Below are 12,858 nucleotides of genomic sequence, written 5' to 3' on the forward strand. Positions count from 1 at the left end.
GATGCGCCACATGCATCTCTCCCGCTCGTTCCGGCTGCGCCTGGCGCTGTTCGGCATCGCCGTGCTGTTCCTCGTGGTGGTCGCGACCAGTTCGATGTCCTTGCGCACCGCGCGCGTCGATCTCACCGCCGACCGCATCTATACGCTGACGCCGGGTACCCAGGAGATCGTCGACAGCCTGCGCAAGCCGCTGAACCTTACCTTGTACTTCTCCGAACATGCGACGCGGGATCTGCCGCAGCTTCGCAGTTACGAGCAGCGCGTGCACGAAATGCTGCGCGAGATCGCGGTGCGCGCGCATGGGCGTATCCGCCTCAGGGTGATCGATCCCGTGCCGTACTCCGACGACGAGGACGCCGCGGAAAGCTACGGACTCTCCCCTGCGAGTGGTGGCAGCAACGGCGAGCGTGTGTTCTTCGGCCTGGTGGGTGCGGACGGCAGCGGCGATGTGCCGCCGCAGGCGATCCCGTTCTTCGACCCCGCGCGCGAGGCCTTCGTCGAGTACGACATCGCCAAGCTGCTTTACGAACTCGGTATGCCGACGAAACCACGGCTCGGCGTCATCAGCTCGCTGCCGGTGGAGGGCAACCTGGTGATCGGCGAGCCGGCATGGGCGGTCGTGCGGCAGCTCGACCAACTGGCCGACGTGACCACGCTGGATCCCAGCGACCTGACGCATATCGACGACGCGCTCAAGGTCGTGCTCCTGGTCCATCCGAAGCACCTGTCCGACGATGCGCTCTATGCGATCGACCAATACGTTCTGCGCGGCGGACACCTTGTGGTCTTCGTCGATCCCGATGCGGAAATGGACAATGCGCCACTGATCGATTCGCATGGCATCGTGGACGACCACGATTCGGATCTGCGCCGTCTGTTCGAAGCGTGGGGCGTGGTCTACGACCCCACCAAGGTTGTCCTCGACCGCTCGCAGGCGCTCACCATTGAACTCAACGGCAACAGCGTGGCGCATCCCGCCATGCTCGGCCTTGGCCCTCAGGATCTCAACCACGACGACGTGATGACGGCCAGCCTGCAGCGGGTGAACTTCTCCACCGCGGGGTTCTTCGAGCTGGCGCCCGACACGAAGGCGCGCATGGTGCCGCTCGTGCAGACGTCCGACGAAGCGGCGGTGGTACCCGCCCAGCGCGCGCGCGACGCCGCGAGTGATCCAGCCAGCCTTCTCGAGAACTACGAGCCGACGCACGAGCGCTATGTGCTGGCAGCGCGCCTGCGCGATACGTTCCGCACGGCCTTTCCGGAACGCCAGGAGAAGGGGCATCTTGCGAACGCCGCGGCGCCCGGCGAAGTGGTGCTCGTGGCGGATACGGACCTGCTTTCCGATCGTCTCTGGATCGACGTGCAGCCGCTGCTGGGACAGCAGCAGCTCACGCCGTTCGCCAACAACGGCGACTTCGTCGCCAACATCGTGGACAACCTCGGTGGCTCGACGGCACTGCTGTCGATCCGCGGTCGGGTGAATTCCCAGCGCCCGTTCACTAAGGTGCGCGCGCTACAGGCCGCAGCGGATCGCAAGTTCCTGGTCAAGAAGCGTGAGCTGGAGAACGAGCTGTACGAGACCCAGCGTCGCCTCGCCGAACTGCAGCCGGTGAAGAACGCCGCCACGCCCACCACGCCCACAGCCGAACAGCGCCGCGAGGTGGAGCAATATCTCCAGCGCAAGCTCGCCATCGGCAAGGAACTGCGCGACGTGCAGCATCAGCTCAATGCAGAGATCGATGCGCTGGGCCTGCGCCTGAAGTTCATCAATATCGTACTGGTGCCCGGCATCGTGGCCTTGATCGGCCTGATCTACGGCTGGCGGCGTACGCGTCGCAGCCGACGCGTGGTCTGACGTGCTCGACAGCGCATTGAAATGGATCGTGCCCTGGGAGTTTTCCTGGGTCTTCCTGATTGTCTTTCTTGGCGCGAGCTGGCTGTATCTGCGCGGGGTTCGGCAATTGCGCGTGTCACCGTCGCGGCAGTTGGCGTTCTGGGCCGGCATGGCGATGATCTACATCGCCCTGCATACCTATTTCGATTATTTCGCCGAGCATGAATTCTTCATGCATCGCATCCAGCAGGTGCTGCTGCATCATCTGGCGCCGTTGCTTCTGATCGCGTCGTATCCGGGTACCGTGCTGCGCGCCGGGTTGCCGTTGAGTTGGCGCATGCGTGTGCGCAAGGCAGGGCAGTCGCTGGCGTGGCGAATCGTCGCATCGGTGGCCTTCAACCCCGCCTTCGTCACGCTGTTTTTCGTGGTGCTGATCCTCGTTTGGCTGATACCGGGCATGCAGACGCTGGCGATGCTGGACTGGCGTATATACCGGGCGATGAACTGGTCGATGGTGCTTTCCGGCCTGTCCTACTGGTGGCTGGTGCTGGATCACCGCCCGAAGCCGCCCGGTCGCATGTCGCCCGGCTGGCGCGTGCTGTCACCGGCGATCACGATGACGCCGCAGATTGTGGCTGGCGCCATCGTCACCTTCTCCAAGACCGATCTGTATCCCATCTTCGAGATCTGCGGGCGCGCCTTCACCATGAACGTGCTCACCGGCCAATTGATCGGTGGCGTGATCATGTGGGTGCCCGCCGCGATGATCGAATCGATCGGCGGGCTGCTGGCGCTGCGCCAGTGGCTTCGGCTCTCGCGCCGTCGCCATGTGGGAGCCGCCATGGCAGCGAGAAGCCGGCAGCGCCGTGAAGCCGTGAGGCGCGTTTCCTCGCCGCTGTAGCGGCTCCTGCAGTCAGCCGTGTGCGTCGCTTCAATAGACCTCGGGCACGCGCTCCGCCTTGGCGGTGACCTTGTCCTTCTTGAGCTTGCCCTTCAGCGGGGGCAGGTCGAATTCCTTGTCGGGGCAGAGCTTGTCAGGAATCTGATCGAGCAGGTGACGGATGAGGTTGAGGCGCCCACGCTTCTGATTGTTGAAATCCACGACGAACCAGGGCGCGTCATGCGAATCCGTGTGCTGGATCATGGCGTCGCGCAGATCGCCGATCTCGACGTACTTCTCGCGCGCCTTCAGATCCACGGGCGACAGTTTCCAGCGCTTGAGCGGGTCTGCCGCGCGTTCGGCAAAGCGCTCCTCCTGCTCGTCCTGATCCACCGACAGCCAGTACTTGAACAGCAGGATGCCGTCGTCGGTGAGCAATTTTTCGAAGGTGGGGCAGGCCTTCATGAAGGCGTCGTATTGTTTGTCGGTACAGAAGCCCATCGCCGGTTCCACCACGGCGCGGTTGTACCAGCTGCGATCGAACAGCACGAGTTCGCCCGCTTGTGGCAGATGTTCCACGTAACGCTGGAAATACCACTGGGTGTCTTCGTCCGGGGAGGGCTTGCCAAGCGCCACGACACGCGCAGCGCGGGTATCGAGCTTGTCGGTGATGGCCTTGATGGTGCCACCCTTGCCAGCCGCATCGCGGCCCTCGAAGATCACCACCATGCGCTTGCCGGACATGCGCAACCAGCGGGTCAAGCCGACCAATTCGATCTGCAGCTCTTCGAGCGCTTTCTCGTATTCTTTTTTCTTGCCCATGCGACGGCTCCACTTCGGACGTAACCCCGAGTGTGCCTCAAATGGGGGGCGCTATAGCGGGGCGAAGCCAACGAAGCACATGTGAGCCCCCACCGTGGTGGCAAAAAAGCCAACGAAGCAGCGGTGGGAGCCACCCTGGTGGCGATAAGCCAACGAAGCGGTGTAGCGGTGAGGCAAGGGTGCCTCCCGCCGGCAAGCTCCCATCGCCAGCAGGCTGGCTCCCACCAGTAAGTTCGAGGCAGGCCTCAGGCGCTTGCAGTAAGCGTCTGCAGCTCGTCTGCCTGGTGCTCGCGGGTGAGGGTGTCGATCAATTCGTCCAGATCGCCCTGCATGACCTCGGTGAGGCGGTAGAGGGTGAGATTGATGCGGTGGTCGGTGATGCGGCCCTGCGGGAAATTGTAGGTGCGGATGCGCTGGCTGCGATCGCCCGAGCCGACCTGCAGTCGCCGCGATTCGGCTTGCGCCGCGCTCTGCTTGCTGCGCTCCGCGTCGAGCAGGCGCGCCTTGAGCAGGCTCATCGCGCGGGCGCGGTTCTTGTGCTGGCTGCGCTCGTCCTGGCATTCCACCACCGTGCCCGTGGGCAGGTGCGTGATGCGGATGGCCGAGTCGGTCTTGTTCACGTGCTGTCCGCCCGCGCCCGATGCGCGAAACGTATCGACCTTGAGGTCGGCGTCGCGCAACTCGATGTCGTCGACCTCATCCTGCTCGGGCAGGATCGCGACGGTAGCGGCGGAGGTATGGATGCGCCCCTGCGATTCGGTTTCGGGCACGCGCTGCACGCGATGCGTGCCGGACTCGAACTTCAGCTTCGAGTACGCACCGCGACCTTCGATGCGCGCGACGACTTCCTTGTAGCCGCCATGTTCGCCTTCGTTGGCGTTGAGAATCTCGACGTGCCAGCGCTGGCGTTCGGCGTAACGTGCATACATGCGGAACAGATCGCCTGCGAAGATCGCCGCCTCGTCGCCACCCGTGCCGGCGCGCACTTCGAGGAACAGGTTGCCCTCGTCGCGTGGGTCTTTCGGCAGGAGGAGGATCTGCAATTCGCTGTCGAGTCGGGCGAGATGCGCCTCGATGCGCGCGACGTCGTCGGCTGCCATCTCGCGCATTTCCGGGTCGTCGAGCATCGCTCGCGTCTCGGCCAGTTCGCGTTCCGCCTGGTCGTGGTCCTTCAAAGAGGCGGTCACGGCTTCGAGCTGGGCGTACTCGCGCGACAGCTCGCGGAAGCGCTGCCCGTCGGCGAGCACGTCAGGCTGTGCGAGCAGCAGGCCGATTTCCTCATGGCGTTCGGCGAGGGCTTCGAGTTTGCGGCGGATCGAGGGGGTCATTCGGGTCAACAGATGTGGGAGCCGCCATGGCGGCGAGAAGCCAACGGAGCTATGAAGCCGGGAGGAGGGTGCCCCTCGCGGCGATAGCGGCTCCTGCTATCCGCACATCATGCGGAATGATCGTCGTCCGGGTCCAGCCCGTACAGGCGACCGGCGGCGTGGAGGAGGTCGAGGTCGCCCGCCATGGCGGCATCGCGCAAGCGCGCGCTGGGCGTGTGCAGCAGCTTGTTGGTCAGGGTGTTGGCGAGGAAGGCGAGGGCTTCCTCCGCGGTCCGGCCCTTGGCGAGCATCGCCTGCGCCTTCGCCAGCACCTCGTCGCGCTGGGCCTCGGCGGCCACGCGCATGTCCACGGCCGGATTGCGCAGGTTCAACGCCCGGCGCCAGGCCATGTAGCGCTCGACCTGGAGATCGATGATCGCATCGGCCTCGCGAGCCGCCAGCTCGCGCGAGCGCCGGTTTTCGTCGATGACCTGTTTCAGGTCATCGATGCCGTAGAGGTATACGTCGTCCAACGACGCCACCTCGGGCTCGACGTCGCGCGGCACGGCGATGTCCACCATGAACATGGGGCGACGGCGGCGCGCGGCGATCGCGTCGGCCACCATCTGGCGGGTCACGACCGGCTGCCGTGATGCGGTGGACGTGATCACGATGTCCGCCTCTGCCAGATGGCGCGGCAGATCGGCCAGGGCGATGGCGTAGCCGGCGTACCGCCCGGCCAGCTCCTGGGCGTTCTCCAGGGTGCGATTGGCGACGATCAGCCGGCGCACCTGCTTGTCCGCCAGATGGCGAGCCGCCAGTTCGATCGTCTCGCCGGCACCGATCAGCAGCACGCACGCCTGGCGCAGGTCGGTGAAGACCTGCTCGGCAAGGCGCACGGCGGTATAGGCCACCGACACGGTATGGGCGCCGATGCGGGTATCGGTGCGCACGCGCTTCGCCACCGCGAACGTGTGCTGCAGCAGCCGCTCCATCGGCGCGCGCAGGGTCTGCGCGGAGCGCGCCTGCTGGTAGGCGTCCTTCACCTGTCCGAGGATCTGCGGCTCGCCCAGCACCATGGAATCGAGGCCGGTCGCCACGCGAAACATGTGGCGGACGGCGTCCTGTTCGTCGTGGCGGTAAAGGAACTCGTCGAGGCGTTGCGGGGTCAACCGGTGCTGACGTGAAAGCCACTGGCTCGGCACCGCCTCGAAACCTTCGGCCACGCTGCAATACAACTCGGTGCGGTTGCAGGTGGAGAGAATCATCGCCTCCTCGACGCCCGGCTGCCGGGTCAGGTCGCCAAGTGCCTCGGGCGCCACGGCGGCGTCGAAAGCCACCTGCTCGCGCAGGCTGACCGGCGCGGTGAGGTGATTGAGCCCGAGGGCGATGAGAGGCATGACGGGTCGGCTTGAGTGGCGTCGGCTAAGCTAGGGGCGCATTGTGCGCTCACAAGGCAGCCGGCGCTTGCAGGTGCCTATCGGGAATAACGGAGACTAGTGTGCTGAGCGGTCGGTCCAAGTTCAAGCAAGTGCGGCATCTTGTGGCTCCTCTCGCGCTCGCCGCGGCGCTCGCTGGCTGCGCCGTGGCGCCCGTGGGGGCGCCCAAGGCCGTCCGCACGGGCGTCCAGCCGCTCGATCGCATGCAGGTGGCGATCGTGCCGCCGGAGCGCGATCTCCAGGCGCAACTGATGGCCGGCGACTTTGCCCTGGCCGCCAACAACCTCAAAGGCGCTGCCGATGCCTACGGGCGCGCCGCTGAGCTGAGCGACGATCCGAAAGTGGCCGGCCGGGCTCTGGAACTGGCCTTGGCCGTGCACGACCAGGCGGCGGCGGACAAGGCTCTCGCCCGTTGGTCGGCCTTGGGCGGCAAGCCGGCGGAGCTGGCCAGCGCCCGCGCCCGCATGGCGCTGGATCGGGGCGACACGGCAGAGGCCCAGCGTCAGCTCGACGCCCTGGTGTCGTCCGGCGATCCCGATGCGTGGCGGGAGTTCGGCAGGATTCTCGCCACCGCGCGGGACGCCGCGCAGGCCGGCATGCTGCTCGAACGTATCGCCACGCCGCAGCGCCTGCCGAACGATTCCGCCGCCTGGCTCGCCATGAGCGAATTGGGCGAGAGCCTGGGGCGGCACGATTACGCGAAAACGCTGGGCGATGCCGCCGTGGCGCGTTTCCATGACGGCACGACCTACGCCTGGGCCGGCCAGCAGAAGTTTAAGGCGGGCGACAAGGATGCGGCCCGGAAGCTGTTCGCCAAGGCGGTGGCCAAGGAGCCGAAGAATCCGCGTCTCCGTCTCGCTTACGCCTCGCTGCTCGTCCAGGACGGCCAGGAGCAGGCGGCTGCGAAGCTGCTCGCCAGTGGCGCCCAGGACGCTGATACCTACACGCTGCGCATGACCCTCGCCGCCCGTTCGTCCGACAAGGCGGCGCTCCGCCGTCTCTACGAGGAGATCCGCCGGCAATCGGACGACGTGCAGTCGGACAACGCCTTTACGCTGGGCCAACTCGCCGAGCTGCTGGGCAAGCAGGACGATGCGCTCGACTGGTACGCCGCGGTGGCCGACGACGATCCGCGCATCTTCGACGCGTCGGTGCGCAGCGCGGTGATCCTGCACCTGCAAGGCAAGGACGACGATGCCCATGAAATCGTCGCGGAACTGCAGACCACCTATGCCGATCGGCCGGAGCAACTGCGCAAGGCCTTCGCGGTGGACGGCGAGCTGTACATGGACGCACGCCAGTTCGACGCCGCCGTCGCGGCCTACGACAAGGCGCTTCGCGTGAAGGCCGACGACACGGAGATGCTCTACGGCCGCGGGCTCGCCTATGCCGAAGCGGGACACGTAGACCAAGCCGTGGCGGACTTCCGCAAGGTGCTCGAACTGAAACCGGGCGACATCGAGGCCAGCAACGCGCTGGGCTACACGCTGGCGGACAACGATCGCGATCTGGCCGAGGCGCAGACGCTGCTGCAGGCAGCCCGTGCGGCGCGTCCCGACGATCCGTCGGTGGCGGATTCGTGGGGTTGGCTGAAATTCCGCCAGGGCCAGCTCGATCAGGCGGAAAGCACGCTGCGCAGTGCGTGGGCACAGCGCAAGGACGGCGACATCGGCGTGCATCTCGCCGAAGTGCTATGGGCCCGCGGGCATCGCGACGAGGCACGCAAGCTGCTCAACGAGGTGCGCCGGCTCGATCCGAAGAATGCGGCACTGGAAAAGACCGAGCGGAAGCTGACGCCTTGAGCGGAGCGCGTCCGCGGCCATCGCTGCCGTTAGCCTCTCCTCTTCCCACCGACGTCGCCATGGTCTTGATCGTGTCCCTTCTCCGTAAAACGCTAGTCCTCGCGTTACCCGTGCTTCTCCTGGCCGCCTGCGCCACGACGCGTCCACCGGTTCGGCAGCCTGGCGACGCGGTCACGCTCGGCCTGCAGGAGCAGCGCGAACGCGCACTCGCCGACACGGATCACTGGACCCTCGAAGGTCGCCTCGCCGTCTCCGACGGCAAGGACTCCGGGTCCGGTGGGCTCACCTGGAAGCAGGACGGCGACCGTTACGAATTCACCGTGCGAGCGCCCGTCACAGGGCGCAGCTTTCGCCTCACGGGTGGTCCCGAGGGGGCGCAGCTCGAAGGTCTGGACGGCGGCACGCGCCGCGGCCCCGACGCCGAATCGCTGATGGCGAGCACGGTCGGCTGGCAGATCCCGATGACGGAGCTGAAACGCTGGGTGCTCGGTCTGCGCGCCGACACCGGCCCGGCCGACATCGCGTTCGGCAGCGATCGCCTGCCGTCGCGTCTGGTGCAGGACGGCTGGACCGTGGATTACAAGCAGTGGGACACCACACGCCAACCGGCGATGCCGACGCGCGTGTTTGCCGAGAAACCGCCGTTCAAGGTCCGCTTGTCGATCGAGGACTGGTCCTTTACCCGCTGACGTCGGCAGGGAGGGGTAAACAGCCCGGCTATACTCCGCGCCACGTTTCCCCCGGCTCCGCGCTCATGCATTTCACCATCACCCGCGCTCGCGACGACGATGCCGAGCGCCTGTGCGCCATCGAGCGCGCCGCCGTCGAACTGTTCCGCGGCCATGCAGCCTGGGCGGCGTATTCGCGCCTGTCGCTGCCGGTGGATACGGTTCGCGAGCTGATCGTGCGCGGGCTCGTCTGGGTCGCGTGTATCGACGACGAGGTGGTGGGATTCGTCTGTCTCGACACGTTCGGCGGTCCGCATACGGCCGGTATCGCCGAGATCGACGTCTTGCCCGCGTTCGGCGGTCAGGGCATTGGCGCTGCCTTGCTCGAGCGCGCCTGCGAGTGGGCGCGCGAGGCCGGCTACGAGCGTGTGGATCTGGGTACGCTCGCCGATGTGCCCTGGAACGCGCCCTTCTACGCCAAGCATGGTTTTGTCGTGGTGGACAAGCACGCGCCCGAGTTCGCCGACGCCCTGGTGCGCGATCGCGAGAACGGGTTTCCCGATCACCTGCGCGTGTTCATGAGCCGCCCACTGGCGCCGCTCCGGGGTGGCGATTGGACCGCATGGCCCGCCCCGGCGAAGCTCAACCTGTTCCTCCGCATCGTGGGGCGGCGCGACGACGGCTACCACGAACTGCAGACCGTGTTCCGACTGCTCGATTGGGGCGACGAAGTGCGGCTGCGCGTCCGTCCCGATGGCGTCGTCGCACGCGTGGCCGGGCCGCAGGACGTGCCGGAGGATGCCGACCTCACGGTTCGCGCCGCCCGGCTTCTGGCCTCGGCGACGGGAACGACGCTCGGCGCCGATATCGCGGTGGCAAAGCGCATTCCCATGGGCGGTGGGCTGGGCGGTGGCAGCTCCGACGCCGCCAGCGTGCTGGTCGGCCTCAACACGTTGTGGGGCACGGGGCTCGACGAGGACCAACTCGCGGCCCTCGGCCTGTCCCTGGGCGCCGATGTGCCGGTGTTCGTCCGCGGCCGCTCGGCCTGGGCCGAAGGAGTGGGCGAGCGGCTCTCGCCGATGCGCCTCCCGCGCCGTTGGTACGTCGTGGTCGATCCCCGCGAGCACGTGCCCACGGCGGCCCTGTTCGCCGCTCCCGAATTGACACGTACGGCCCCGCGAGCGACAATTTCGTCCTTTGTTTCCGGGGATTCGGCGGAAAACGCCTTCGAACCGGTGGTCCGTGCGCGCCACCCGCGGGTGGCCGCGGCGCTGGACTGGCTGGGTGGCTTCGGTCACGCGCGGCTGTCCGGCAGCGGTGGCTGCGTCTTCCTGGAAACGAGAACCCACGAGGCGGCGCTTGGCGTCGCTTCGCGCTGCCCCGGAGGCTTCACGGCCCACGTGGCGGCGGGCGTCGACCCCTCTCCGTTGCACGCGGCGCGGGAGCGGATCGAGGCGAGGGGCATCGTGTCGTTTGACGGGTAGGGCCGCGGGCTGCGGCAAGCCATGGCGGATCACAGGGTTCGCCGGAACGAATTGTTGGGGCGTCGCCAAGCTGGTTAAGGCACGGGATTTTGATTCCCGCATGCGCAGGTTCGAATCCTGCCGCCCCAGCCACCGTTCGCGGTGGCAAAGACGAACCAACCCACTCTCACGCCAGGAGTTCCTTCGTGGATACGTCCACCCCGATGCTGTTCAGCGGCAATGCGCATCGCGCGCTTGCCGACGATGTCGCTTCACGTCTCGGTATCCCGCTCGGCAAGGCCCTTGTTGGCCGATTCAGCGATGGCGAGGCGCAGATCGAGATCGAGGAGAACGTACGCAAACAGGAAGTGTTCGTCATCCAGCCGACGGGTGCGCCCAGCGCTGAAAACCTGTTCGACCTGCTGGTGCTGGTGGATGCGCTCAAGCGCGCCTCGGCCGGCAGCGTCACCGCAGTCATGCCGTACTTCGGCTATGCCCGCCAGGATCGTCGCCCGCGCTCAGCGCGCGTGCCGATCACGGCGAAGCTGGCAGCCAAGATGATCGCTACCGCCGGTGCCGACCGCGTGCTGACGATCGACCTGCATGCGGACCAGATCCAAGGATTCTTCGACATTCCGGTCGACAACGTGTACGCCTCGCCGGTGCTTCTGGCCGACATCTGGCGTCACCACAGCATGGAAGACCTGATCGTCGTCAGTCCGGACGTCGGCGGCGTGGTGCGTGCGCGTGCGCTCGCCAAGCGTCTCGACGACGCCGACCTTGCGATCATCGACAAGCGCCGCCCGAAGGCGAACGTGGCCACGGTCATGAACATCATCGGCGACGTCGAAGGCAAGACCTGCGTGCTCGTGGACGACATCGTCGACACCGCCGGCACGCTCTGCGCCGCGGCGGCGGCGCTGAAGGAAAAAGGTGCCCGCAAGGTCGTCGCGTACTGCGTGCACCCGGTGCTTTCGGGCGCCGCGATCGACAACGTCGAGCACTCCCAGCTCGACCAGTTGGTGGTCACCAATACCCTGCCGTTGCGCGACAACGCCCGTAACTGTGCGAAAATCCGCCAGTTGTCGGTCGCGGAACTGCTCGCAGAGACGATCCGCCGCATCGCCTTCGGCGAATCGGTGAGCTCGCTCTACATCGACTGATCCCTATTTTTTCGGGCTCCCCTGGTCGCGGGGGAGTCCTTTACCCACCGCCGCGAGGCGGTTTACTTGAGGCAACACCAATGGCTACCAATCATCAGCTCACGGCTACGAGCCGCAGTGTGGAAGGGAAGGGTGCGAGCCGCCGCCTTCGCATTGCTGGCTATGTGCCGGCGATCGTGTACGGCGCGGGCGAAGCCCCGCAGGCGATCCAGGTCCTCCACAACGACGTGCTGCTCGGCTCGCGCTACGAGTCGTTCTACTCGTCGGTGATCGACCTGACCATCGACGGCAAGACCCAGAAGGTCCTGATCAAGGACTGGCAGAAGCACCCGTTCAAGCAGCTCATGCTGCACATGGACTTCCAGCGCGTTAACGAGAACGAAGCCGTCCGCGTCGCCGTTCCGGTGCACTTCCTGAACCAGGAAAAGTCCCCGGCCGGCAAGACCGCGGGTCTGGTGATCTCGCACAACCTGACGGAAGTGACCGTCTCGTGCCTGCCGAAGAACCTTCCGGAGTTCATCGAACTCGATTTGGCCGATCTGAAGGCCGGCGACATCATCCACCTGTCCGACCTCAAGCTGCCGGCCGGTGTGGAAATCCCGGAACTCGGCCTGGGCAAGGAGCACGACGTGGCCGTGGTCACCGTGGCTGCGATCCAGGAAGAAGTCGACCCGGCAGCCGCCGAGGGCGGCGACGCCCCGACCGAAGAAAAGAAGTAAGGATCCTTGTAGGAGCCGCCATGGCGGCGAGGGAGCCCACCTCACGGCTTCATTGCTCCGTGGGCTTCTCGCCGCTATAGCGGCTCCCACATGACCTATGGCGACACTTCGTCTTATCGTCGGCCTCGGTAATCCCGGGGCCGAATACGTCAGAACCCGGCACAACGCCGGGTTCTGGTGTGTCGATGCCCTGGCGATGGATCAGGGTGAGCGTTGGACCTTCGACGGCAAGCTGCACGGCGAGACCTGCAAGCTGCGCATCGGTGGCGAAACGGTCTGGCTGTTGAAGCCCGCGACGTTCATGAACAAGAGCGGCATCGCCGTTGCTTCGGCGCTGCGCTACTACAAGATTGCGCCGGAGGAGTGCCTCGTCGCCCACGACGAGCTGGATCTCCCGCCCGGTACCGTTCGCATGAAGTTCGACGGCGGCCACGGCGGCCAGAACGGATTGCGCGACATCATGGCCCATTTGGGTCATGGCAAATTTCATCGCCTGCGGGTCGGTATCGGCCATCCGGGGCACAAGGACCAGGTCACCTCCTGGGTGCTCGGCCGCCCCAGCGCTGTCGACGAGGATGCCATCATGCACGGCATCGGGCGCGCGTTCGATGTGCTGCCGCTGGCGCTGGATGGCAAGTTCGAGGAAGCCATGAAGCGCTTGCATACCGCCGCGTGAAGCGTGAACCGTAAGGGAGTGGCGCAGAGGTACCTCGCGACGCTTACGGTTCACAGGCCGCGTAGCGGCCGACTTACAGGGCCGA

Annotated in this window: 11 protein-coding genes and 1 tRNA gene; 9 read left to right on the forward strand and 3 right to left on the reverse strand. The window is 66.2% G+C overall.

Annotated features, from left to right (window positions below):
• Window position 1: 1 nt before the first annotated feature.
• Together IM816_RS03670 and IM816_RS03675 are read left to right on the forward strand one after the other, a co-directional pair.
• The gene (locus tag IM816_RS03670) at window positions 2–1,855 is read left to right on the forward strand and encodes a GldG family protein (RefSeq protein WP_250339842.1); all 1,854 of its coding nucleotides are present in this window, start codon (window positions 2–4) and stop codon (window positions 1,853–1,855) included.
• Between the two features lies 1 nt (window position 1,856).
• Window positions 1,857–2,735 carry a cytochrome c oxidase assembly protein gene (locus tag IM816_RS03675; RefSeq protein ID WP_250339843.1) on the forward strand — a complete coding sequence of 293 codons (879 nt, stop codon included), beginning with the start codon at window positions 1,857–1,859 and terminating at the stop codon, window positions 2,733–2,735.
• Window positions 2,736–2,765: 30 nt separating this feature from the next.
• Here the strand turns inward: IM816_RS03675 and ppk2 are convergent, their stop codons facing one another.
• The 3 genes from ppk2 to hemA all read right to left on the reverse strand — a co-directional run bounded on the left by ppk2 (window position 2,766) and on the right by hemA (window position 6,243).
• On the reverse strand, window positions 2,766–3,536 hold the full coding sequence (gene ppk2 / locus IM816_RS03680) for a polyphosphate kinase 2 (RefSeq protein ID WP_072322756.1): 771 nt from the start codon (window positions 3,534–3,536) through the stop codon (window positions 2,766–2,768).
• A gap of 245 nt (window positions 3,537–3,781) precedes the next feature.
• Entirely contained in the window at window positions 3,782–4,864 is a 1,083-nt protein-coding gene (prfA, locus tag IM816_RS03685; protein WP_072322757.1) for a peptide chain release factor 1, read from the reverse strand.
• Between the two features lie 107 nt (window positions 4,865–4,971).
• Window positions 4,972–6,243 carry a glutamyl-tRNA reductase gene (gene hemA / locus IM816_RS03690; RefSeq protein WP_250339844.1) on the reverse strand — a complete coding sequence of 424 codons (1,272 nt, stop codon included), beginning with the start codon at window positions 6,241–6,243 and terminating at the stop codon, window positions 4,972–4,974.
• Window positions 6,244–6,344: 101 nt separating this feature from the next.
• On the opposite strand from hemA, the gene IM816_RS03695 reads away from it, so the two are divergent.
• The 7 genes from IM816_RS03695 to pth all read left to right on the forward strand — a co-directional run bounded on the left by IM816_RS03695 (window position 6,345) and on the right by pth (window position 12,773).
• Window positions 6,345–8,084 carry a tetratricopeptide repeat protein gene (locus tag IM816_RS03695; RefSeq protein ID WP_250339845.1) on the forward strand — a complete coding sequence of 580 codons (1,740 nt, stop codon included), beginning with the start codon at window positions 6,345–6,347 and terminating at the stop codon, window positions 8,082–8,084.
• 71 nt (window positions 8,085–8,155) lie between these two features.
• Entirely contained in the window at window positions 8,156–8,773 is a 618-nt protein-coding gene (lolB, locus tag IM816_RS03700; protein WP_250339846.1) for a lipoprotein insertase outer membrane protein LolB, read from the forward strand.
• Window positions 8,774–8,838: 65 nt separating this feature from the next.
• Window positions 8,839–10,236 (forward strand): 4-(cytidine 5'-diphospho)-2-C-methyl-D-erythritol kinase, encoded by a 1,398-nt coding sequence (gene ispE, locus IM816_RS03705; RefSeq protein WP_250339847.1) that lies wholly within the window; start codon window positions 8,839–8,841, stop codon window positions 10,234–10,236.
• Window positions 10,237–10,291: 55 nt separating this feature from the next.
• Window positions 10,292–10,368, forward strand: a tRNA-Gln gene (locus IM816_RS03710).
• A 53-nt stretch (window positions 10,369–10,421) separates the two neighbouring features.
• Window positions 10,422–11,378 carry a ribose-phosphate diphosphokinase gene (locus tag IM816_RS03715; protein WP_256470242.1) on the forward strand — a complete coding sequence of 319 codons (957 nt, stop codon included), beginning with the start codon at window positions 10,422–10,424 and terminating at the stop codon, window positions 11,376–11,378.
• An 80-nt stretch (window positions 11,379–11,458) separates the two neighbouring features.
• Window positions 11,459–12,097 carry a 50S ribosomal protein L25/general stress protein Ctc gene (locus IM816_RS03720; RefSeq protein WP_250339848.1) on the forward strand — a complete coding sequence of 213 codons (639 nt, stop codon included), beginning with the start codon at window positions 11,459–11,461 and terminating at the stop codon, window positions 12,095–12,097.
• Between the two features lie 97 nt (window positions 12,098–12,194).
• Entirely contained in the window at window positions 12,195–12,773 is a 579-nt protein-coding gene (pth, locus tag IM816_RS03725; RefSeq protein WP_250339849.1) for an aminoacyl-tRNA hydrolase, read from the forward strand.
• The last annotated feature ends 85 nt before the right edge of the window (window positions 12,774–12,858 follow it).

The sequence above is a fragment of the Luteibacter flocculans genome, from assembly GCF_023612255.1.
GTDB lineage: Bacteria > Pseudomonadota > Gammaproteobacteria > Xanthomonadales > Rhodanobacteraceae > Luteibacter > Luteibacter flocculans.

Bases quoted from the DNA above. Each gene is read 5' to 3' on its own strand.
- IM816_RS03670 (WP_250339842.1), top strand. From the start codon at position 2: ATGCGCCACATGCATCTCTCCCGCTCGTTCCGGCTGCGCCTGGCGCTG.
- ispE (WP_250339847.1), top strand. From the start codon at position 8,839: ATGCATTTCACCATCACCCGCGCTCGCGACGACGATGCCGAGCGCCTG.
- ppk2 (WP_072322756.1), bottom strand. From the start codon at position 3,536: ATGGGCAAGAAAAAAGAATACGAGAAAGCGCTCGAAGAGCTGCAGATC.
- hemA (WP_250339844.1), bottom strand. From the start codon at position 6,243: ATGCCTCTCATCGCCCTCGGGCTCAATCACCTCACCGCGCCGGTCAGC.
- IM816_RS03720 (WP_250339848.1), top strand. From the start codon at position 11,459: ATGGCTACCAATCATCAGCTCACGGCTACGAGCCGCAGTGTGGAAGGG.
- pth (WP_250339849.1), top strand. From the start codon at position 12,195: ATGGCGACACTTCGTCTTATCGTCGGCCTCGGTAATCCCGGGGCCGAA.
- prfA (WP_072322757.1), bottom strand. From the start codon at position 4,864: ATGACCCCCTCGATCCGCCGCAAACTCGAAGCCCTCGCCGAACGCCAT.